The organism is Streptomyces sp. NPDC006012 (assembly GCF_042871185.1).
Taxonomy (GTDB): Bacteria; Actinomycetota; Actinomycetes; order Streptomycetales; family Streptomycetaceae; genus Streptomyces.
In genome coordinates this window covers 33,265-53,874 of record NZ_JBIAIE010000022.1, presented here as the reverse complement: position 1 = coordinate 53,874, position 20,610 = coordinate 33,265, and the positions used below count along the sequence as shown (strand labels likewise).

The window sequence follows — 20,610 nt, the reverse complement described above, 5'->3', positions numbered from 1 at the left end:
GGCGGCTCCTGTCGTCTGCTGTTCGCCTGCGCGTCCGGTCAGAGGGCGTCCGGGCCGCGCTCGCCGGTGCGGACCCGTACGGCCGTCTCGACCGGCACGGACCAGACCTTGCCGTCACCGATCTTTCCGGTCCGGGCGGCCTTGACGATGACGTCGATCAGCTGCTCGGCGTCGCCGTCCTCGGCCAGCACCTCGATACGGATCTTGGGTACCAGGTCGACGGTGTACTCGGCGCCGCGGTAGACCTCGGTGTGTCCCCGCTGACGACCGTAACCGCTCGCCTCGGTGACCGTCAGACCGTGCACCCCGAAGGCCTGCAGGGCCTCCTTGATCTCGTCGAGCCGGTGCGGCTTGACGACCGCGGTGATGAGCTTCATGCGTCCACCTTCTTGCTCTGCATGGCGGCCAGGGCGGGCGCGATGCTACCGATGACCCCGCCGCCGGCGCCGCTGAAGTCGTATGCGGTCTCGGCGTGCTCGGCCTGGTCGATGCCGGAGACCTCCTCGTCCTCGCTGACCCGCAGGCCCATGGTCTTGTCGAGGAGGAAGGCGAGGACGGCGGAGACGATCAGGGAGTAGGCGAGGACCGCGAAGACACCTGCGCACTGCTTCCAGAGCTGGTCGAGTCCGCCGCCGTAGAACAGGCCCTTGACGTCGGACTGGCCCTTGCCGCTGGCGAAGAATCCGATGAGCAGGGAGCCGAGGACACCGCCGACCATGTGGACGCCGACCACGTCGAGGGAGTCGTCGTAGCCGAACTTGTACTTCAGGCCCACCGCCATGGCGCACAGCACACCGGCGATGGCGCCGACGGCGATCGCGCCGAGCGGGGAGACCGCGCCGCCGGACGGGGTGATCGCGACCAGCCCCGCGACCGCGCCGGAGGCGGCGCCCAGCGTGGTGAAGGCGCCGTGCCGGATCTTCTCGTAGACGAGCCAGGCCAGCATGGCGGCCGCGGTGGCGATCTGCGTGTTGACGAACATCAGCGCGCCGACGCCGTCGTTGTTGCCGAGCCAGGAGCCGGCGTTGAAGCCGAACCAGCCGAACCACAGCAGACCGGCGCCGAGCATGACCAGCGGCAGGCTGTGCGGGCGCATCGGGTCCTTCTTGAAGCCGACGCGCCTGCCGATGACGAGGATCACGCCGAGGGCCGCGGCACCTGCGTTGATGTGGACGGCGGTACCGCCGGCGAAGTCGATCACGCCGAGTTCGTAGGCCCACCCGCCGGCGCCCCAGACCCAGTGCGCCACCGGGAAGTACACGATCGTGACCCACAGGACGAGGAAGACCGCCCAGGCCGAGAACTTCACCCGGTCCGCGAGGGCACCGCTTATCAGGGCGGGCGTGATGATCGCGAACATCAGCTGGAAGACGGCGAAGACGAAGACCGGGATGGTGTAGCCGGGCCAGAGGTCCATCTTGCCGATGCCACTGAATCCGACGAAGTCGGAGGTCCAGCCGACGAGGGAGCCCTTGTCGGTGCCGAAGGCCACGGAGAAGCCGTAGAGCACCCACAGGATGGTGACGATGCCCAGGCTGATGAAGCTCATCATCAGCATGTTCAGGGTGCTCTTGACCCGGACCATGCCTCCGTAGAAGAAGGCCAGGCCGGGGGTCATGAGCATCACCAGGGCGGAACAGATGAGCATGAAGCCTGTGTCCGCGGCGGACAGCTTGGGTGCCTCCGCGGCAAGCGTGATGGCTGGTGCCATCGGCGTCTCCTCGTCGATTGGTACGGCCCGTGCGGGCAGGGCCTGAAGAGTGGTACGGGCGGTGAGGGCGGGCCGGTTATGCGCCACGAGACTGGCGCAGCGCCGTTTCGGTCGAAGCCCCTCGTTGTTTCACCGGAGTGACGAAGGCGCCGTGTGTGTTACACGTGGATGAACTGCCGGATTCGCCGCATGGCGATCGTTATCGTGGCGCAACCATCTCCCGCGGAACGAAACCGGCCGCGGACGGCCCTCCGATGACCTGGCATGGGGGAGCCGAGTCGGGCTGTTCGGGAGGGCCGGCCGCGGCCGGGGTTCTGCGGGGTCAGACCGCCTCAGCGGTCTCCGGGAGGGCGGTCGCGAGCTGGTCGGTGAGGTCGATGACCTCGGCGAGGTCGCCGAAGTCGCGTACGGCCGTGTCGACGGTCTTGCGGATCCGCGTGTTCACCCGCTCGGACCGCACCTTCCCGGCGATGCCCAGCGCCCCGGTGACATAGGCGGCGCTCTGCTCGGGCTCGCGGCGCAGCAGGTGCACGGTGGCCATGCCGATCAGGTTCAGTGCGTACGACCGCTGGTGCTCCTGGTCCGCGGCGAACAGCTCGACGGACCGCCGCATCAGCGGTTCGGCCAGGGAGGCGTAGGCGGGGCTGCGGCCGGCGACGTAGGCGAGGTCCCGGTAGGAGTGGGAGTTCTCGCCGTACAGTTCCGCCTCGGAGAAGAAGCGGATCCAGTCGGGGTCCGGCTCGTCCCATTCGTCGGCCTCGGCGAAGGCGTCCTCGGCCATCCGCACCGCGCGTTTGCACTTGCCGGGCTGGCCCATGTTGGCGTAGGCGCGGGCCTCCATCGCATACAGCATGGACTGGGTGCGCGGGCCGGCGCAGTCGCGGCTGCCGTACTGGGCGAGGTGGATCAGTTCCAGGGCGTCCTCGGGCCGGCCGAGGTGGATCATCTGGCGGCTCATGCTGGAGAGGATGTAGGAGCCCAGGGGCTTGTCGCCGGCCTCCTTGGCGGCGTGCAGGGCGAGGACGAAGTATTTCTGCGCGGTGGGCTGGAGCCCCACGTCGTAGCTCATCCAGCCGGCCAGTTCGGCGAGTTCGGCGGCGACCTTGAACAGCTTCCTGGTGGTGGCCTCCGGCTGGGGTTCCTGAAGCAGGTCGGTGACCTCGTGCAGCTGGCCGACGACCGCCTTGCGGCGCAGACCGCCGCCGCACTGGGCGTCCCACTGGCGGAACATCACCGCGGTGGACTCCAGCAGGTCCAGCTCGGGCTTGGACAGGCGGCCGGGGCGGCGGGGCTCGACCGGCTCGGGCTCCGGGCGCGGGGAGGGCGGCGAGGGGACGAGCCAGCGCTGCATCGGCTCGATGAGGGACGGGCCCGCCGACAGGACGAGCGAGGTTCCGAGGAAGCCGCGGCGGGCCAGCATGAGGTCGCTGCGGGAGTACTCGCTCAGCAGGGCCACCGTCTGCGGGCCCGTCCAGGGCAGGTCGACGCCGGTTGCGGAGGGTGACGGGCGGGTGGCGCGCAGGCCCAGGTCCTCGACCGAGACGACGCAGCCGAACCGCTCGGAGAACAGCTCGGAGAGGATCCTCGGGATCGGCTCGCGGGGGTTCTCGCCGTCCAGCCAGCGGCGCACCCGGGAGGTGTCCGTGGAGATGTGGCCGGCGCCCAACTGGCGGGCGCGGCGGTTCACCTGGCGGGCCAGTTCGCCCTTGGACCAGCCGCTGCGCACGAACCACGAGCCCAGCAACTCGTTGGGGCGCTTGTCAGCGTTCGTCCCGCCACCGCCGTTGCCGCCCACTGGAACGCCCCCCAATTCCTGAGACTACTTGTCACCGAGTGCGCCAAGCCCTATCAGGATGCCGCCACCCGCCGTGGCCCGTCCGGCGGTTCTCACCCTTCGAACGGAAAGCCGACTTGCCTCCGGCATACCCATGAACGCAAGTGCCCCGGGACGCGTGTACTGAACGTAATCCTACGTTCACGGCCCGACCATGGCGATCCCGGAAACGCCACCATTCGCCACCCCTTCGAATGAACTCACGCATGCCCGGGCGCGATTCACTTGACATTGGACGGTCACAAGTGGATGCAACGGCGCACTCGGGGGCGCTCGTCTCCCGACGCACCACCGAAGACGCTTCAAAGCGCCGCTCGACCCCCGCGGGGGCGGGGTAGACGGAGCCGTATACGGTCACTTTCCGCTTCCGTCTCGCTCCGCGTCGTAACCACCGGCGCGCTGGACCCGTTGGAGGGGGCATGGGCTTCACGATCGGCGGCATTCGCGAGATCCGCTCCGGCACTCGCCGGCGCGGCCGCTCCTCGGAGTGCACCGCGGTAGCCGAGTTCACCGGTCTGTGGGGCTGGGACGTGGTGCCGGGCGCGCGGGCCGCGGGGGGCGCTTGTTCGTGCGGCCGGGCGGACTGCTGCGCGCCGGGCGCGCATCCGCTGGAGTTCGCACCCCACATCACCGCCGGCGCCACTCTCGACGAGGTCACCAAGACCTGGGGAGAATTCCCCGGCGCCGCGGTGATGCTGCCGGCCGGGCGCACGTTCGACGCGCTGGAGGTGGCCGAGCCCGCCGGGCGCCGGGCGCTGGTCCGCCTGGAGCGCATGGGCCTGCCCCTGGGCCCGGTCCTCGCGACCCCCGACGGCCGCGCCCAGTTCCTGGTCGCCCCCGGCGCCACCGCCGAACTCCCCGCCCTGCTCTACCGCCTCGGCTGGGACGACCCGGCCGCCCTCGACCTGCGCGGCCTCGGCCCGGGCGGGTATCTCACGGCGCCGCCCTCGGACCGCGGCGGCCTGGGCCCGACCCGCTGGCTGCGCGCGCCCTCCCTCGACTCCGCGACCAAGCCCCCGGCCGCCCGCCTGCTCCTGGGCACCCTGGCCTACGTGGCACACCGGTCGCGCGCGTAGAACGGCTCCCGAAAGCAGCGCCGCCCGCCCCCGGAGGGCGGGCCCGACGGCGTCCGGCGCGCGCGATCACAGGCCGGAGGGCCGTCCTCGTGCCGGGCGTACGGGGGTGAGCCCGACGGCGCGGTGAGGGCGCGGGCCTGGGGGCGCCGCCCCGCGGCGGGCCGGGGAAGCGGCGGGGCCGACGAGAGGTTCGAGGCGCTCCCCGGGTCCCTTGGACCCCGCCGAACTCCGCGCGCCCGCTCACTCCCGCAGACCTGCCTGCGCATCCGGCGCATACGGCGAAGCGCCCGTCCCCAGCCGCACGCTGGTGGGGACGGGCGCTTCCCGAACACCTCCGGATCTCCGGAGTCGGTGCCGTGGATCATGTGCTTCGGTGGGCCGCCATCACTCACCGATGAGCGCATCCACGAACGCCTCCGGTTCGAACGGCGCCAGGTCGTCGGCGCCCTCGCCGAGGCCGACGAGTTTGACCGGCACACCCAGTTCACGCTGGACGGCGACCACGATGCCGCCCTTGGCCGTGCCGTCGAGCTTGGTCAGCACGATGCCGGTGATGTCGACGACCTCGGCGAAGACCCGGGCCTGGACCAGGCCGTTCTGCCCGGTGGTGGCGTCCAGGACGAGCAGCACCTCGTCGAGCGGGGCGTGCTTCTCGACGACCCGCTTGACCTTCCCCAACTCGTCCATGAGCCCGGTCTTGGTGTGCAGCCGCCCCGCGGTGTCAATGAGCACCACGTCGACGCCCATCTCCTTGCCCTCCTTCACCGCGTCGAACGCGACGGAGGCGGGGTCACCGCCCTCGGGGCCGCGCACGGTGTAGGCGCCGACCCGCTCGCCCCAGGTCTGGAGCTGGTCGGCGGCGGCGGCCCGGAAGGTGTCGGCGGCGCCGAGGACGACGGTGCGCCCGTCGGCGACCAGGACGCGGGCGAGCTTGCCGGTGGTGGTGGTCTTGCCGGTGCCGTTGACGCCGACGACCATCACGATGCCCGGCCTGCGGCCCTCCGGCTCGGTCCGGACGGTGCGGTCCACATCGGTGCCGACCAGCTTGAGCAGCTCCTCGCGCAGCAGCCCGCGCAGTTCGTCGGGGGTGCGGGTGCCGAGCACCTTCACGCGCTCGCGCAGCCCCTCGACCAGCTCCTGGGTGGGCTGCACACCGACGTCGGCGGTCAGCAGTGTGTCCTCGACCTCCTCCCAGGTCTCCTCGTCGAGGTGCTCGCGCGCAAGCAGCGTGAGCAGCCCCTTGCCGAGGGCGTTCTGCGAGCGGGAGAGGCGGGCGCGCAGCCGCACCAGGCGGCCGGCCGTGGGCTCCGGGACCTCGATCTCGGGGGCCGGCAGCTCCTCGACGACGGGTGGCTCCTCGACGGCCGCCGGGGCGGAGCCGCCGGGGAGGTCCACCTCCTCGATCGTCCGGCGGGATTCGTCGTGCGGCGTCTCGGCCTCGTCGCCGACGTGCGGCTCGGCCGGAGGGGCGGTGATGTCGGGGGCGGCCGGCGGGGGCGGGGGCAGCGGCCTGCGGCGCCGGCTGCCGATGACGAGCCCGCCGATCGCGGCGATCACGACCACGGCGATGACTACAGCAAGGATGACGGTTTCCATAACCCGTCCAGTATCGGCCATGGGTCCCGGCCGGACCCAGCTTCCGGGATCCGCCAGGAGGCTCGGACCATTTCAGGAATTTTGTTCTATTACGTAACATGTCGTCCCATGGGTACCGCCGCTCCCCACCATCGCGTGCCCCGCCCGGAATCCGCGCGGGGCCACGGTCTGGAAACCCGCGGTATCGAACCGGTCCCCAGGAGTGAACGCACCGCGCGGACCCGCGGACTCGTTCCCACCTGGATCGCCGCCAACATCACCGTCCTGCTGCTGACCCTGGGCGCGGGCCTGTCCGTGACCTACGGGCTGAACCTCTGGCAGGTCCTGGTCGTCGGCCTCGCGGCGCCAGTCGTCTCGTACGGCCTCGTCGGCGCCCTCGGCATCGCCGGCAAGCGCGGCGGCGCACCCGGCATGGCGCTGTCCCGCGCGGTCTTCGGGCAGCGCGGCAACCTGCTGCCCGGCGCGCTGATCTGGATCGCCCGCTGGGGCTGGGAGACGATCAACGCGGTGACCGGCGCCTACGCGCTGCTCGCCGTTCTGGACCTCACCCTGGGCATCAGACGTACCGTCCCGCTGACCGTGGCCACCCTGCTGGCCTTCGTGCTCGCCACCTTCGCGATCTCGGGCCTGGGCATCCGCGCGGTGCTGCACTGCGCCAGATGGGCGCCCTGGCTGTTCGGCGCCTTCTCGCTGCTGGTCCTGGGGCGGCTGGTCGTGACGACGGACTGGAGCGGCGTCTTCGCGCGTGCGGCGGCGCCGCCCTCCGCGGTGATCGCGGGCATCGGGCTGATCGCCGCGGGCGGCATCAGCTGGGCACCGACGGCGGCGGACTTCACCCGCTATCTGCCGCGTACGGCCTCGTCGCGGGCCATCGTGCTGGGCACCGTGGGCGGGTCCACCGTCGTCATGCTGCCGATGCTCCTGATGGGATCCTTGCTCGCGGCCTCCGATCCGCGGTTCGCCACGGCGGCCGATCCCGTCTCGTTCCTGGGCCGGATGCTGCCGCTGTGGCTCGCGGTCCCCTATCTGCTCATCGCCCTGATCGGCATGCTGCTGATCAACGCGATGTCGATGTACTCGGCGGGCTTCACCGCGCAGACGCTCGGCCTGCGGGTCCCGCGCCCCTGGGCGGTCTCGGTCAACGCGGTGATCTCCCTGGTCCTCGGCGGCGTCCTGATGCTGGCGGCGGCGTCCTTCCTGAGTTCCTTCATCGCCTTCCTGTCACTGCTCGCGGTGGCCTTCTCGGCCTGGGCGGGGGTGTTCGGCACGGACATGCTGCGCCGCCGGAAGTACGACGCGCGGGCCCTGCTCGACACCACGCGCACCAGCGCGTACTGGTACCGCTGCGGTTTCTCGCCGGCGGCCGTCACCGCCTGGGCGCTGGGGCTCTCCACGGGTCTGCTGTTCACCGGGTCCGACTGGTTCACCGGCCCGCTCGCCGGGAACAACCCGGTCGGCGGGTACGGACTCGGCTGGGTGGCGACGATCGCCGTCTCGGGCACGGTGTACGCGATCCTGCCGAAGCCGGCGGCGGTGGCGGGGTCCCCGGACCCGTCGGCAGCCGCCGAGGGGTCCACGACCCTAGCCGTCTGACGTATCGTCAGCTAACGTCCCCCACGGCACCCATCCGACCCCGTGAACAGGGGGACTTCCCATGCCCGCTTCGGTCGTCCGGTTCAACCTCGTCGAGCCCGGCGCCACCCCCGCCTCCCTCGCCGCCCGTTACCGGGCCGCCCTGGAGATGGCGGCCTACGCCGACGAGCACGGCATCACCACGGTGCAGACCGAGGAGCACCACGGGGTCGCGAACAACTGGATGCCCTCGCCGTTCGTGTTCGCGGGCGCGGTGTTCGGGGCGACGCGGCGGATCGCCGTCACGGTCTCCGCGGTCATCGGGCCGCTGCACGATCCGCTGCGGCTGGCCGAGGACATCGCCGTACTCGACCTGCTCAGCGGGGGCCGGCTGGTCACCGTCGCCGGGATCGGGTACCGGCAGGAGGAGTACGCCCGCAGCGGCGTGGACTGGAAGCAGCGGGGCCGGCTCCAGGACGAGCTGCTGGAGACCCTGCTGAAGGCGTGGACCGGCGAGGAGTTCGACTACCGGGGCCGGACGGTCCGGGTCACCCCGCGCCCGTGCACCGAACCGCACCCGCTCCTGCTGGTCGGCGGCTCCTCCCGGGCCGCGGCCCGCCGGGCGGCCCGGCTCGGCCTGCCCCTCTTCCCCAGCGCGCACCTGCCGGAACTGGAGACCTACTACAAGGAGCGGCTGGCCGAGTACGGCACGGAGGGCTGGACCATGATGCCCGCCGCCGAGACACCGCTGCTGCACATCGCCGAGGACCCGGACCGGGCGTGGGCCGCGTACGGCAAGCACTTCCTGCACGAGGCGCGGACCTACGCCTCCTGGCAGTCCGCGGACATCCGCTCGGCGGTGCGCTCGGCGGCCACGACGGTGGACGAGCTGCGCGCGGAGGGCGTGTACCGGATCCTCACCCCCGAGGAGTGCGTGGCCCAGGGCCTGGACAACCTGGTCCTGCACCCGCTGGCGGGCGGGATGCCGGTTCAGGAGGGCTGGCGCAGCCTCAGGCTGCTGGCGGAACGGGTACTTCCGGCGCTGGCGGACTGATGCCGGAGCTGCCGGGTTCACCTGCTGGTTCACCTCTTGAAGCAGGGGTCAGCGCAGCCGCTGTGAGATGACCTTCGACACGCCGTCGCCCTGCATGGAGACGCCGTAGAGCGCGTCGGCGACCTCCATCGTGCGCTTCTGGTGGGTGATCACGATCAGCTGGGACGCCTCCTGCAATTCCTGCATGATGCGGATCAGCCGCTGGAGGTTGGTGTCGTCGAGGGCGGCCTCGACCTCGTCCATGACGTAGAAGGGGCTGGGCCGGGCCTTGAAGATGGACACCAGCAGCGCGACCGCGGTGAGCGACCGCTCCCCGCCGGACAGCAGCGACAGCCGCTTGACCTTCTTGCCCGGCGGACGCGCCTCGACGTCCACGCCCGTGGTGAGCATGTTGTCGGGATCGGTCAGCACCAGCCGGCCGTCACCGCCCGGGAAAAGCCGGCTGAAGACGCCCTCGAACTCCCGTGCCGTGTCCCGGTAGGCGTCCGTGAAGACCTGCTCGACCCGTTCGTCGACCTCCTTCACCACCTGAAGCAGGTCGGCGCGGGTCTTCTTCAGGTCCTCCAACTGCTCGCTGAGGAACTTGTGGCGTTCCTCCAGCGCGGCGAACTCCTCCAGGGCGAGCGGATTCACCTGGCCGAGCTGCTGGTACGCCCGCTCCGCGGCCTTCAGCCGCTTCTCCTGCTCGGCCCGCACGAACCGCCGCGGCTGGTTGCGGGGATGCTCCGGATCCTCCGGCAGTTCCTCCCCCTCGGCGGGCGGCGAGGGCGGTACGAGCTGGTGCGGGCCGTACTCGGCGACCAGCCCGGCCGGCTCCACGCCCAGCTCCTCCAGCGCCCTGGTCTCCAGCTGTTCGATCCGCAGCCGCTTCTCCGCGCCCAGCACCTCGCCCCGGTGCACCGAGTCGGTCAGCTTGTCGAGTTCGGCCTTGAGGTCGCGTCCCGTGTTCCGGGCGGTGGCCAGCTCCTGTTCCCGGCGGGCCTTGGCCGCCTCCGCGGCGGCCCGCTCCGCGTCGGCCCGGCCGAGCGACACCTCTACGTGCGCGAGCAGCTGCCGCGCGCCGGAGGCGACGGCCTCGGCCACGGACGCCTCGTAGCGCAGCCGGGCCCGCCGCTGTTCGGCACGCGCGCGTGCCTCGCGTTCCGCGCGGGCGCCCCGGTCGAGCGCGTCGGCCCGCCCGGCGAGCCCCTTGACCCGTTCCTCGTGGGTACGGACCTGGAGCCGGGCCTCCATCTCGGTCTGCCGGGCGTTGGCGCCGTCGGCGGCGAGCCGGTCCCGTACCGAGGTGTCCGGCTCCTCCTCGATCGGCATCTCCTCGGCGACGGCGAGCCGTTCGGCGAGTTCCTCGGCCTCCTGTACGGCCCGCTCCAGCGCCTCCTGCGCCCGGGCCGCCGCCGCGGCGGACCGCTCGGCCTCGCCGGCCGCGCCGCGCGCCTGCCCGGCGAGCCGGCCGAGCTGCTGGGCGACGGCCGACTTCTCCCGGTCGGCGGCCCGCCGCCGCTCCGCCAGTTCCTCCACCAGCCCGGCGCACTCCCGGCGCCGCTCCCCCGCCGCGGCCTGCGCCTCGGTCAGCTCGGCGCAGCGCACTTCCAGCTCGTCGAGCTGGGCGGCCGCCTCGTCGACGGACGCCTGCACTTCGAGCAGGCTCGGCGCCCCGGCGGACCCGCCGTGCGCCACATGGGCGCCGAGCAGATCACCGTCGGCGGTGACCGCGGTCAGCGCGGGGTGCGCGTAGACCAGGTCCTCGGCGTCTTCGAGGGTGCCGACCACGACGACGCCGCGCAGCAGCCGGCGCACGGCGGGCAGCAGCTCGGCAGGGCCCCGGACGAGGTCGGCGGCGTACGGCGGCCCGTCCGGGCGGGGCTGGGCCGGTGCGTCGTCCGGGGCACCGCCGAGCAGCAGCGCCGCACGGCCCGCGTCCTGTTTGCGCAGCAGCCGGATGGCGTCCGCGGCCGCGGCGGGCGTGGTCACCGCGACGGCGTCGGCCGCCGCGCCGAACGCCGCCGCCACCGCGGTCTCGTGGCCCGGCGCCACGGTGAGCAGTTCCGCCGCCGGGCCGAGCACTCCGGTGAGCCGGTCCTTGGCTGAGAGCAGCGCGCCGGTGCCGTCCTTGCGACGCAGGCCGAGCGCCAGCGCCTCGTGCCGGGCCTGGGTCGCGGCGCGTCGTCGTTCGGCCGTGGTGGCCGCCTCGCGGGCGGCGGCCAGCTCGGACTCCGCCTCGGCCAGCGCCGTCTTCGCCGCGTCGTGCCGCCCGCCGAGTTCGGTGTCGCCCGCGTCGAGGCCGTCGACCTCGGCCTTGAGCGACTCGTACTCCTCCTGCGCCCGCGCGGCCCGCTCCTGGGCCTCGTCCCGGGCCACCGCGAGCCGGTCGATCTCGGACTGGGCGGCGGCGGCCCGCGAACGGGCCGCGTTGACCTGCCCGTTCAGCCGGGCCAGGCCCTCACGACGGTCGGCGATGGCGCGTGCCGCGTCCTTCAGGCGCCGTTCCTCAAGGGCCAGCTCGCGCTCCAGTTCGGCGCGGTGGCCGACGGTGTCGTCGAGGGCCCGCTGAGCCGCTTCCAGGGCGGCTTCCAGCTCGGCCTCCTGCTCGCGGATCCGGCCGGCCTCCCGCTCCATGTCCTCCGGGTCCCGGCCGCGCCGTTCCTCGGGCGGCGCGGAGGTGGCGCTCTTGACCCGGGCGTCGGCCAGCGAGATCGTGCCGCGCACCCGTTCGGCCAGCTGGGACAGCTCGTACCAGGTCTGCTGGGCGCGCTGCAACCGGGGGGTGAGCCGGCGCACCTCGTCCTCCAGCAGCGCCTCCCGCTGGAGGGCCTTGCGCAGTTCCTGCTCGGCGGCCTCCTTGCGCTCCTTCAGCGCGGCCTCGTCGGCGATCTCGGTCCTGAGCGCCGCGCGCAGCCGTACCAGGTCGTCGGCGAGCAGCCGCAGCCGGGCGTCCCGCAGGTCCGCCTGGATGACAGCGGCCCGGCGCGCGACGGCCGCCTGCCGTCCCAGCGGCTTGAGCTGGCGGCGCAGTTCGTCGGTGAGGTCCTGCACGCGCGCGAGGTTGGCCTGCATCGCGTCCAGCTTCCGCAGCGCCTTCTCCTTGCGCTTGCGGTGCTTGAGGACGCCGGCGGCCTCCTCGATGAAGGCGCGGCGGCCCATGGGGTCGGCGTGCAGCACGGAGTCGAGCTGGCCCTGACCGACGATGACGTGCATCTCGCGGCCGATGCCGGAGTCGGACAGCAGTTCCTGGATGTCGAGGAGGCGGCAGGTGTCGCCGTTGATCTGGTACTCGCTGCCGCCGTTGCGGAACATGATCCGCGTGATGGTGACCTCGGCGTACTCGATGGGCAGGGCGCCGTCGGAGTTGTCGATGGTCAGGGACACCTCGGCGCGGCCGAGCGGGGGACGCCCCGTGGTGCCGGCGAAGATGACGTCCTCCATCTTGCCGCCGCGCAGCGACTTGGCGCCCTGCTCGCCCATGACCCAGCTGAGCGCGTCCACGACATTGGACTTGCCCGAGCCGTTGGGCCCGACGACGCACGTGATCCCCGGTTCGAACCGGAGCGTGGTCGCCGAGGCGAACGACTTGAACCCGCGCAGGGTCAGGGCCTTGAGGTGCACGCCGGTGGACTCTACCCGCCGCCGCTGTTCCACTCCATGAACCCTCGCAACCCCGCGGTTTCACGCCTGAACATGCAGGGCACACCAGACGTTAAAGAGGGTGAAAGGATGCGCGGCGGAGAGAATGACCGGGCATGTAAGAACCGGGTAAGGAACCGGGTAAGAAAGAAGGGACGCCGAAGCGTCCCTTGCAACTCTGACAACTTAGCGGTTGACACGGGCAGCCCGACCACTGCGTGTGCTGGTCGTGGAGCGGTGCAGTGATCAGGTGAGCGCAGGCTCCGCCTGGTGTGCGTCGATGCTCTCCATGACCCTGTCGTGAGAAGCGGCAGCCGTCAGCGCCTCGTTCTCCGCCTGGATCCGTACGAGCTCGGATTCCAGGTCCTGGACGCGCTGCTGGAGCCGTCGCATCTCGGCAAGGAGTCGAGGGTCGGAGCCGCCGACGTAACCGAGAAGCGCCTTTGCCATGATGGATGGTCCTCCACACTGAGTGACCGACCGAATCGGTGTGGGTCGTGAGGGATTCGCACCCGCGGTGCTTGGCACTGCCGAGTGTTGCTCTGCTGTTCCTACATGCCAAACAGCTAAGGTGCGCGGGGCTTTCAGCGTCTCACCAAAAAGTTTGACGGTCAACACGATCACGCCCCGTGTCGGCGGACATCCCGGGGACGCCCGGCCGTCGGAGGGGCCGCGCCACGTCCGCCACGGGGCCCTCAGGGCATGGCGATCACTCGTACCGGGGGAGCCTGCCACGGCTGCCGGTCCTTGGCAACCACCAGGGCGTTTCCACTTCCAGCAGGTGCCGCGGGCACGTGCCGCCGCTACCGGCCGCGGCCGTCCGCCGGCCGGGCTCAGCGCATGGCGAACCCCTCGTAACCCCCGCGGGGTGTGTCCCAGATCTCCGTGACGCCGTCCACCCGCCCGGGCGTGTCGGCGCCCTGGAGCCAGTCGAGAAGCCCCTCGCAGTGCTCCCGGGTCCCTTCGGCGACCACCTGCACGCGACCGTCCCCCAGGTTGAGGGCAAATCCGCTCAGACCTCCGATCTCCAGTGCCTTGGCCCGGGTGAACCAGCGGAAACCCACACCCTGGACGCGTCCGCGCACCCAGGCGACCAGCCGTACGTCGTCGCTCATGGCTGCAACCTAGCGGGCCGATCTCTCCAGGGGCACTTCCCGTCCGGGCCCCATGCGGTACCGTCCCGACCCAATGAATCTCATATGAATCTCACTCGTTCGAGTGAGATGGGTTGACCCACGGGTTCGCATGGGGGGGGTCGCCCGCGAGACCGAGGGAAGGCCAGGACATGGGACGCCACCGACGCTCCGCCGCCGGCCGCGCCACCGGAGTCATACCGCCGCGCGGCTCGGCCCCGCAGGGTCCCGACCCGCGGCACCCGTACCCGGACGACCGCGCCTCCACGGGCACCGCCCCCTGTCCGAACCCGCAGAATCCGTACCCGCGGACGTACTCCGCTCCCGACGCGCAGAGCGCGGCGAGCACGGCGTACCTGTACGCGACGACGGACGCCCCCTACGGACCTCGACCGGACGACGCGCACGGACGGCAGCCCCGCGGCGGCTACGGGCGGCAGCCGGACGGCGAGTACGGACGGCAGCCCGGCGACGGGTACGGGCGCCGACCGCACGGCGGGTACGAGCAGCGCCCGGGAGACGGGTACGGGCGGCTGCCGGACCAGGGGTACGGGCCGCGCCCCGAGCAGACGGGCGCCCGGGGCCCGGGCGGCGGCGGGTTCTCCCCGCCGGAGTTCGCCCCCTTCGACGAGGACGGGCCGCGCGAGCGGGGGCACCGGCGGAAGAAGAAGGGCGCCGCGACCGTGCGCACGGGCCTGCTCGGCGTCTCCGCCGCCGTCGCCCTCGGTACCGTCGCGGTGGCCACGGGCGTCCTGCCCGGTCTGGACGGCTACCGGACCGGCGGCACGAGCGACGGCGACCAGGTGCGGGCCGACGGGGAGCCGGGCAACACGCCGACGGAGCAGGGCGGCACCGCCGGCAGCACCGAACCCGGCCACGACGGCACGCCCGGCGGCCGTGCCACTCCCCGGCCGTCCTCGTCCGCGTCGTCCACCCCGGCCTCCTCCGCGCCCGCCCCGGCCAGGACGCCGTCGAAGCACCCGACGGCCACCCCCTCGAAGCAGCCGACCCGGAAGCCGACCACGCCCGCGGCGCCCGCGCCGACCCAGCGGACGTCGGCGCCCGCGACGGTGTCCGCGGCGACCGCCGCCGAGGCGCAGGTGCTGAAGCTGGTCAACGAGGAGCGGGCGAAGGCCGGGTGCGGCGCGCTGACGGCGAGCGGCCCGCTGACCCGGCTGGCCGAGGCGTTCAGCGCCGACATGGCTGCGCGGGACTTCTTCGACCACACCGACCCGGACGGGAGAACCCCGTGGGACCGGGCGTCCGCGGCCGGCGTCTCCGGTCTCGGCGGCGAGAACATAGCCCGGGGCCAGGCCGACGCGGCCGCCGTGATGGAAGCGTGGATGAACAGCCCGGGGCACCGGGCCAACATCCTGAACTGCGACTTCACGACCCTCGGCGTCGGTGTGCACTTCGGTTCCGGCGGCCCGTGGTGGACCCAGGACTTCGGCCGCTGACCCGCCCGCACCGGCACCGCCGGCTCCTGGGCGGCACGACCTGGCGGTCGGCACCGCGGCTCACCTACGCTGACGCCATGGCCACGACCGAGGAGCGAACCGAGGAGCAGCGCCTGTACGACGTGTTCGCCAAGGTGTGTCCGTCGCGCGGCACACTGGAGCACGTCACGGGCCGTTGGGGCGCGCTCACCCTGGGTGCCCTGTACGAAGGCTCGTACCGCTTCAACGAACTGCGCCGCCGCGTCGACGGGGTGAGCGAGAAGATGCTGTCCCAGACGCTGCACGCGCTGGAACGCGACGGCCTGGTGCACCGCGAGGCCCGGTCGGCGAACCCGCCCCGGGTGGACTACGAGCTGACGCCGCTGGGCCACAAGGTCGCCGGGCGGCTGCTGGCCCTCATCCAGTGCGTGGAGGGCGCCATGGACGACGTCCTGAGGGCCCGCGCGGCGTACGACGCCCGGACCGCTACGGTGTGACGCGCGGCGGGCGCTGGCACTTCGGGCAGAAGTAGCTGGACCGGTTCATCCAGGGGCGACGGCGTATCGGTGTCCCGCAGCGCCGGCAGGGCAACCCCTCGCGCCCGTAGGCGTCGAGGGACCGGTCGAAGTATCCGGATTCGCCGTTGACGTTGACATACAGGCTGTCGAAGCTGGTGCCGCCGACGGCGAGGGCCGCGTTCATCACGTCCCGCACATGGCCCAGCAGTCCGGCCGTGTGCGGCCGGGTGAAGTGCGCGGTCGGACGCTCGTAGTGGATCCGGGCCCGCCAGAGCGCCTCGTCCGCGTAGATGTTGCCGACGCCGCTGATCAGCGACTGGTCCAGCAGCGCCCGTTTGATGGTGGTCCGCTTGCGGCGCAGCGCCTGGTGGAACGCCTCGTCGTCGAAAAGCGGGTCGAGGGGGTCGCGGGCGATGTGGGCGATGACGTCGGGCAGCCCGTCCGCAGTGGTGGGGTGCAGGGAGAGGCCGCCGAAGGTGCGCTGGTCGACGAAGCGCAGTTCGGTGCCCAGGTCGTCGGCGAACCGCACCCGGATCCTGAGGTGCTTCTCGTCCGGCGCCTCCCGCGGCTGGACCAGCAGTTGACCGCTCATCCCCAGGTGCGCCAGGACCGACAGGTCCGTGTCCGCGAGCGGCAGCCACAGGTATTTGCCGCGGCGCACGGCAACGCCGACGCGGTGGCCCTTGAGGCGGTGCACGAAGTCGTCGGCGCCGGCCACATGACGGCGTACGGCGCGCGGGTGCAGCACCTCGGCGTCGGCGACAGTGCGGTGGGCGACCCACCGCTCCAGGCCCCGGCGTACGACCTCGACCTCGGGCAGTTCAGGCATGGGACCCCCGTGACGGACGGTGCGGAAAGACGACCGCCCGCCCCTCGCAGGGGACGGGCGGTCCGGATGTGCTGATGGTCAGGCGGAGGCGGCGGCCTCGTCCGGATCGCCGCCGGTGGACGCCTCGGCCGCCTCGACGACGGCCTCCTCGGCCGGTTGCCCGGTCTTGGCGCGCTCGTCCGCGGCGGCCCGGATGGACCGCCAGGCGGACTCGGCGGCCTGCTGCTCCGCCTCCTTCTTGCTGCGGCCGGTGCCGGTGCCGTACGAGACGCCTCCGACGCGGGCAGCAGCAGTGAAGGTCTTCTCGTGGTCGGGTCCGGTCTCCGTGACCAGGTACTCGGGCACGCCGAGCCCCTCCATCGCGGTCAGTTCCTGGAGGCTGGTCTTCCAGTCCAGGCCGGCTCCGAGGTTCGAGGACTTCTCGATCAGCGGGTCGAACAGCCGGTGCACCAGCTCGGACGCCGCGTCGAGGCCCTGATCGAGATAGACCGCGCCGATCACCGCTTCCAGCGTGTCGGCGAGGATGGATGCCTTGTCCCGGCCGCCCGTGCCCTCTTCACCGCGGCCGAGCCGGATGAAGGAGCCCAGTTCGAGGCCGCGGCCCACCTCCGCGAGCGCCCGCGAGTTCACCACCGCGGCCCGGAGCTTGGCCAGCTGGCCCTCGGGCAGGTCGGGGTGGGTGCGGTACAGCGTGTCGGTGACGACGAGGCCGAGCACGGAGTCCCCGAGGAACTCCAGCCGCTCGTTCGTCGGCAGACCGCCGTTCTCGTACGCGTAGGAACGGTGGGTCAGTGCACGCACCAGAAGGGCGGACTCAAGCTGGTAGCCGAGCCGCCCTTCCAGAAGCGTGTGGGACGAGGCCGTGTTGTCCGCTGGTCCGTTTCCGCTCACGCGGGAAGAGTTCTTCTTCGGTGTGGACACAGTGCCTCTCACCAGCCGCTCAGACCTCTAGAACCTGGCGCTTGTTGTAGGTGCCGCACGACGGGCACGCAATGTGCTGCTGCTTGGGCTCGTGGCAGCGCTCGCACGCAACCAGGGTGGGGACCGCAGCCTTCCACTGCGACCGGCGGTGGCGCGTGTTGCTGCGCGACATCTTCCGCTTCGGAACAGCCACGGCTACTTCTCCTGCTTCTCGTCGACGCCTGCTCCGGCGCCGCCCATGTCGTCCTTCTCGCCGTCCCTCATGGTGTCGGCGAGTCCCTGCAAAGCCGCCCAACGGATGTCGGCGGCGTTGTGATGGTGGTCCGGTTCGTCCGCGAGCCGCGCTCCGCATTCGGAGCACAGACCCGGACAGTCGTCCCGGCACACCGGCTGCATCGGCAGTGCGAGCACCACCGCATCACGCAGCGGGGGTTCGAGGTCGAAGAGTCCGTCCTCGATGAAGTACCTGTCCTCGTCGTCCTCGGCGTCGTCGCCCGGTTCCGCGATCACGCGGCCCCGGTCGTCGGCGTCAGGGTACGAGAACAGTTCCTGGAAGTCCGCTTCGAGCTCCAGCCCGACCGGCTCCAGACACCTTACGCACTCCCCCTCGGCCCGTGCACGGGCGGTGCCTGTGACGAGCACACCTTCCATGACGGACTCCAGCCGGAGGTCGAGCTGCACCGGGGTGCCTTGCGGCACTTCGACGACCCCCCGGACACCGAAGTCCTTGGGGGCGTCGACTGCGCGGGCCAGCCGCTGCAGCGCGCCGGGACGCCGCCCCAGCTCATGCGTGTCGAACACGAGAGGGGCACGATGGTCGAGGCGAGCGTTGGCGGTCATTCCTGCTTTCGGTCTTCCGAGCTCAGGGGGTCGTCGCCCGGAGTGTTCCGGGGCAGCGCTGATCACGGACGTACCCGTGACCGAACAGCCAGAGTACTGGACCATCCGCTGTCGGCCCAATCCGGTGTCCGGTCACAGGCCCCGGCGCTGTTCGTACGCCCGCAGCTGTTCCGCGCTGATCATGCTGGTGTCGAAGAGGCTGGTCTCGTCGAGGGCGTAGCCCTGCTGGTGCTGCTGCCGGTCCTGACCCTGGTCGTAGCCGGTCTGCTGGACGTCGTAGCCCTGGAAGGCGGCGTCCGCGGTCTGGGCGTAGCCGGGCGCGACGGCGTAGGGGTCGGCCTGCTGGACACCGCCCGGTGCGTAGCCGGCGGTGGCGGCATACGGGTCCTGCTGTGCGTAGCCCTCGTGGCCCTGCTGCTGCGGGAAGGCCCCGTACGGGTCCTGCTGCTGGACGGGGACGCCGCCGGTCGCGTAGTCGGCGGCGTACGCGGGCTGCGGCTCGTAGGGCACGCCGGGCTGCTGTTCGTACGGTGCGGCCGGCTGCTGGTGCGCAGCGGGCTCGGCCGACGGGTCCGACGGCTCCGCGAGGCCGGCCAGGTAGTCGGCGTCGCTGGAGTGCCGGAACGTCGTCTGGTCGTCGGCGAGAGCGCCGAGGTCGTCGGTGGCGATGCGGCCGTGCAGCGTCTGCCGGCCGCGGCCGACGGCCTCCAGGGTCTTGGCCAGGACCGCTTCGAAGGCGCCCAGCTTGAGGTCCACGTACTCGTCGGCGGTGCGCCGCAGGGTCTCCGGGTCGTGGCTGCGCTCGGGGGCGTCCTCGTCCTCGTAGCCGGCCTCGTCGAGGCCGGGGCCGGTGCCCAGCAGCTTTTCGCGGCCGCGGCCGACGGAGCCGAGGGTCTTGGTGAGGACGACCTCGAAGTTGGCGAGCTTGGAGTCCACGTAGTCGTCGGCCTCGGCCCGGATCTCCTCGGACTCCTTGCGGGCCACGGCGAGGATCCGCTCCGACTCGTCCTGGGAACGGCGGGCGATCTCGGTGTCGGAGATCAGCGAGCCGCGCTCGGCGTGCGCGTGCTGGATGATCTGCTCGGCCTCCTGGCGGGCCTGCTCGACCATCTGCTCACGGCCGCCGATCAGCTCCTGGGCCTGGGCGAGGGAGCCGGGCAGGGCCTGACGCACCTCTTCGAGCATCGCGAGCAGGTCGGCGCGGTTGACCACGCACGACGCCGACATGGGCATCGCCCGTGCGCTGGAGACCGCGGTCACGATCTCGTCGAGCTTCTTCTGCACGTCCACCTGTGCTCGCCACTCTCTACAGCCGGGTTGGAGACGGACGGAACGACTGTAGTCCCATCAGTCCATCGAGTCCGTTCAGTCCTTGCGCAGACGCTCGTTGAGGGCGTCGAGGACCACCGGGGGCACCAGATGGGAGACGTCACCGCCCCACGCCGCGACCTCCTTGACCAACGAGGAGGAGAGGAAGCTGTAGGTGGGGTTGGTGGGGACGAAGAGGGTCTCGACGCCCGAGAGGCCGTTGTTCATCTGGGCCATCTGCAGTTCGTAGTCGAAGTCGCTGACGGCGCGCAGGCCCTTGACGATGGCCGGGATGTCACGCTGCTTGCAGAAGTCGACGAGAAGGCCGTGGAACGCCTCGATGCGTACGTTTCCGTATTCGGCGGTGACCTGGCGGATCAGGTCGATCCGCTCGTCGATCTCGAACAGGCCCTTCTTGGACTTGTTGATCATCACCGCGACATAGACCTCGTCGTACAGACGGGAGGCGCGGGAGATGATGTCGAGGTGTCCGTTGGTGATGGGGTCGAACGACCCGGGACAGACGGCACGGCGCACTTGTGGTCCCTCGCTCTCCGGTCCGGTCATCGTGCGTCTTCGTACGGGGAAGCGGCGCGACCGTACCAAAACGTTCCCTCGCCGTAGCGCCGGGTCCGGATCGCTTCGAAGCCGTCCGGCCAGTGGAAATCCCCGCCTCTGGTGCTGCGTTCCACGGTGACGAGGGCTTCGGTCGCGAGCCAGCCCTCCGCGCGGAGTGTGAGCAGAATCTCCCGAAGATCGCCGTCCGACACGGCGTACGGGGGATCGAGGAAGACGAGGTCGTACGGCTCGGCCGGCGCCGGGGTCCGGATGATCTGCTCCGCCTTGCCCGACCTGACCTCGGCGCCCGGCAGGCCCAGTTGCCGGACGTTCTCGCGGATCGTGCGGGCGGCCCGGGCGTCGGCCTCGACGAGCAGGGTGTGACCGGCGCCGCGGGACAGCGCCTCCAGGCCGACGGCGCCCGAGCCCGCGTAGAGGTCGAGGACGCGCTCGCCGTCCAGGGGGCCGCCGAGCAGGGACTGCCAGGTGGAGAAGAGTGCCTCGCGGGCCCGGTCGGAGGTGGGCCGGGTTCCGTTGCCCGGCGGAACGGCCAGACGGCGTCCGCCGGCCCGGCCGGCGATCACGCGGGTCATCTTCGGTCCT

Annotated in this window: 19 protein-coding genes; 5 read left to right on the top strand and 14 right to left on the bottom strand. The window is 71.8% G+C overall.

Translation table 11 applies throughout. From position 1 onward, the window contains the following. Positions 1 to 38: 38 nt before the first annotated feature. From ACFYPJ_RS29460 to ACFYPJ_RS29450, 3 genes are all read right to left on the bottom strand, one after another. Positions 39 to 377, bottom strand: coding sequence for a P-II family nitrogen regulator (locus ACFYPJ_RS29460; RefSeq protein WP_389023520.1), 339 nt, complete (start codon positions 375 to 377; stop codon positions 39 to 41). Then, positions 374 to 1,711 (bottom strand): ammonium transporter, encoded by a 1,338-nt coding sequence (locus ACFYPJ_RS29455; protein WP_389023518.1) that lies wholly within the window; start codon positions 1,709 to 1,711, stop codon positions 374 to 376. The genes ACFYPJ_RS29460 and ACFYPJ_RS29455 overlap by 4 nt, the downstream gene beginning before the upstream one ends. Positions 1,712 to 2,033: 322 nt before the next feature. Continuing rightward, on the bottom strand, positions 2,034 to 3,506 hold the full coding sequence (locus ACFYPJ_RS29450) for a hypothetical protein (RefSeq protein WP_389023718.1): 1,473 nt from the start codon (positions 3,504 to 3,506) through the stop codon (positions 2,034 to 2,036). Between the two features lie 458 nt (positions 3,507 to 3,964). Here ACFYPJ_RS29450 and ACFYPJ_RS29445 point away from each other — a divergent pair, with 458 nt between their 5' ends. After that, positions 3,965 to 4,621, top strand: coding sequence for a bifunctional DNA primase/polymerase (locus ACFYPJ_RS29445; protein WP_389023515.1), 657 nt, complete (start codon positions 3,965 to 3,967; stop codon positions 4,619 to 4,621). Between the two features lie 384 nt (positions 4,622 to 5,005). On the opposite strand, the gene ftsY is transcribed toward ACFYPJ_RS29445, so the two are convergent. Beyond that, entirely contained in the window at positions 5,006 to 6,217 is a 1,212-nt protein-coding gene (ftsY, locus tag ACFYPJ_RS29440) for a signal recognition particle-docking protein FtsY (RefSeq protein WP_389023512.1), read from the bottom strand. 108 nt (positions 6,218 to 6,325) lie between these two features. Between ftsY and ACFYPJ_RS29435 the strand changes: the two genes are divergently transcribed. Both ACFYPJ_RS29435 and ACFYPJ_RS29430 read left to right on the top strand, forming a co-directional pair. Then, complete coding sequence (locus ACFYPJ_RS29435) at positions 6,326 to 7,810, top strand: cytosine permease (RefSeq protein ID WP_389023510.1); 1,485 nt, start codon at positions 6,326 to 6,328, stop codon at positions 7,808 to 7,810. A gap of 61 nt (positions 7,811 to 7,871) precedes the next feature. After that, positions 7,872 to 8,843 carry an LLM class flavin-dependent oxidoreductase gene (locus ACFYPJ_RS29430; protein WP_389023506.1) on the top strand — a complete coding sequence of 324 codons (972 nt, stop codon included), beginning with the start codon at positions 7,872 to 7,874 and terminating at the stop codon, positions 8,841 to 8,843. Between the two features lie 48 nt (positions 8,844 to 8,891). On the opposite strand, the gene smc is transcribed toward ACFYPJ_RS29430, so the two are convergent. The 3 genes from smc to ACFYPJ_RS29415 all read right to left on the bottom strand — a co-directional run bounded on the left by smc (position 8,892) and on the right by ACFYPJ_RS29415 (position 13,579). Continuing rightward, complete coding sequence (gene smc, locus ACFYPJ_RS29425; RefSeq protein ID WP_389023503.1) at positions 8,892 to 12,446, bottom strand: chromosome segregation protein SMC; 3,555 nt, start codon at positions 12,444 to 12,446, stop codon at positions 8,892 to 8,894. A gap of 264 nt (positions 12,447 to 12,710) precedes the next feature. Next, a complete protein-coding gene (locus ACFYPJ_RS29420) occupies positions 12,711 to 12,914 on the bottom strand; it encodes a hypothetical protein (protein ID WP_376533258.1) in 204 nt (67 codons plus the stop codon). Positions 12,915 to 13,297: 383 nt separating this feature from the next. Then, positions 13,298 to 13,579 carry an acylphosphatase gene (locus ACFYPJ_RS29415; RefSeq protein WP_389023500.1) on the bottom strand — a complete coding sequence of 94 codons (282 nt, stop codon included), beginning with the start codon at positions 13,577 to 13,579 and terminating at the stop codon, positions 13,298 to 13,300. Between the two features lie 170 nt (positions 13,580 to 13,749). Here ACFYPJ_RS29415 and ACFYPJ_RS29410 point away from each other — a divergent pair, with 170 nt between their 5' ends. Both ACFYPJ_RS29410 and ACFYPJ_RS29405 read left to right on the top strand, forming a co-directional pair. Further along, positions 13,750 to 15,054: a CAP domain-containing protein gene (locus ACFYPJ_RS29410; RefSeq protein ID WP_389023498.1), complete on the top strand. Its 1,305-nt coding sequence runs from the start codon at positions 13,750 to 13,752 to the stop codon at positions 15,052 to 15,054. A gap of 77 nt (positions 15,055 to 15,131) precedes the next feature. Continuing rightward, a complete protein-coding gene (locus ACFYPJ_RS29405; RefSeq protein ID WP_389023495.1) occupies positions 15,132 to 15,530 on the top strand; it encodes a winged helix-turn-helix transcriptional regulator in 399 nt (132 codons plus the stop codon). Here the strand turns inward: ACFYPJ_RS29405 and mutM are convergent. From mutM to rsmD, 7 genes are all read right to left on the bottom strand, one after another. Next, positions 15,520 to 16,380 carry a bifunctional DNA-formamidopyrimidine glycosylase/DNA-(apurinic or apyrimidinic site) lyase gene (gene mutM / locus ACFYPJ_RS29400; protein ID WP_389023492.1) on the bottom strand — a complete coding sequence of 287 codons (861 nt, stop codon included), beginning with the start codon at positions 16,378 to 16,380 and terminating at the stop codon, positions 15,520 to 15,522. The genes ACFYPJ_RS29405 and mutM overlap by 11 nt on opposite strands. A 78-nt stretch (positions 16,381 to 16,458) precedes the next feature. Continuing rightward, positions 16,459 to 17,313, bottom strand: coding sequence for a ribonuclease III (rnc, locus tag ACFYPJ_RS29395; protein ID WP_389023489.1), 855 nt, complete (start codon positions 17,311 to 17,313; stop codon positions 16,459 to 16,461). Positions 17,314 to 17,320: 7 nt separating this feature from the next. Further along, complete coding sequence (gene rpmF / locus ACFYPJ_RS29390) at positions 17,321 to 17,494, bottom strand: 50S ribosomal protein L32 (protein WP_003951102.1); 174 nt, start codon at positions 17,492 to 17,494, stop codon at positions 17,321 to 17,323. Positions 17,495 to 17,496: 2 nt separating this feature from the next. Continuing rightward, a complete protein-coding gene (locus ACFYPJ_RS29385; protein ID WP_389023486.1) occupies positions 17,497 to 18,141 on the bottom strand; it encodes a YceD family protein in 645 nt (214 codons plus the stop codon). Positions 18,142 to 18,273: 132 nt separating this feature from the next. Then, on the bottom strand, positions 18,274 to 19,431 hold the full coding sequence (locus ACFYPJ_RS29380; RefSeq protein ID WP_389023483.1) for a cell division initiation protein: 1,158 nt from the start codon (positions 19,429 to 19,431) through the stop codon (positions 18,274 to 18,276). A gap of 75 nt (positions 19,432 to 19,506) precedes the next feature. Then, a complete protein-coding gene (coaD, locus tag ACFYPJ_RS29375) occupies positions 19,507 to 19,986 on the bottom strand; it encodes a pantetheine-phosphate adenylyltransferase (protein WP_389023715.1) in 480 nt (159 codons plus the stop codon). Between the two features lie 26 nt (positions 19,987 to 20,012). After that, complete coding sequence (rsmD, locus tag ACFYPJ_RS29370) at positions 20,013 to 20,600, bottom strand: 16S rRNA (guanine(966)-N(2))-methyltransferase RsmD (protein WP_389023480.1); 588 nt, start codon at positions 20,598 to 20,600, stop codon at positions 20,013 to 20,015. Between the last annotated feature and the right edge of the window lie 10 nt (positions 20,601 to 20,610).

Coding starts and splice junctions, on each gene's coding strand:
- ACFYPJ_RS29410 (WP_389023498.1), top strand. CDS start 13,750: ATGGGACGCCACCGACGCTCCGCCGCCGGCCGCGCCACCGGAGTCATA.
- rsmD (WP_389023480.1), bottom strand. CDS start 20,600: ATGACCCGCGTGATCGCCGGCCGGGCCGGCGGACGCCGTCTGGCCGTT.
- ftsY (WP_389023512.1), bottom strand. CDS start 6,217: ATGGAAACCGTCATCCTTGCTGTAGTCATCGCCGTGGTCGTGATCGCC.
- ACFYPJ_RS29460 (WP_389023520.1), bottom strand. CDS start 377: ATGAAGCTCATCACCGCGGTCGTCAAGCCGCACCGGCTCGACGAGATC.
- ACFYPJ_RS29455 (WP_389023518.1), bottom strand. CDS start 1,711: ATGGCACCAGCCATCACGCTTGCCGCGGAGGCACCCAAGCTGTCCGCC.
- mutM (WP_389023492.1), bottom strand. CDS start 16,380: ATGCCTGAACTGCCCGAGGTCGAGGTCGTACGCCGGGGCCTGGAGCGG.
- ACFYPJ_RS29435 (WP_389023510.1), top strand. CDS start 6,326: ATGGGTACCGCCGCTCCCCACCATCGCGTGCCCCGCCCGGAATCCGCG.
- ACFYPJ_RS29385 (WP_389023486.1), bottom strand. CDS start 18,141: ATGACCGCCAACGCTCGCCTCGACCATCGTGCCCCTCTCGTGTTCGAC.
- ACFYPJ_RS29415 (WP_389023500.1), bottom strand. CDS start 13,579: ATGAGCGACGACGTACGGCTGGTCGCCTGGGTGCGCGGACGCGTCCAG.
- ACFYPJ_RS29430 (WP_389023506.1), top strand. CDS start 7,872: ATGCCCGCTTCGGTCGTCCGGTTCAACCTCGTCGAGCCCGGCGCCACC.
- ACFYPJ_RS29405 (WP_389023495.1), top strand. CDS start 15,132: ATGGCCACGACCGAGGAGCGAACCGAGGAGCAGCGCCTGTACGACGTG.
- ACFYPJ_RS29420 (WP_376533258.1), bottom strand. CDS start 12,914: ATGGCAAAGGCGCTTCTCGGTTACGTCGGCGGCTCCGACCCTCGACTC.
- ACFYPJ_RS29445 (WP_389023515.1), top strand. CDS start 3,965: ATGGGCTTCACGATCGGCGGCATTCGCGAGATCCGCTCCGGCACTCGC.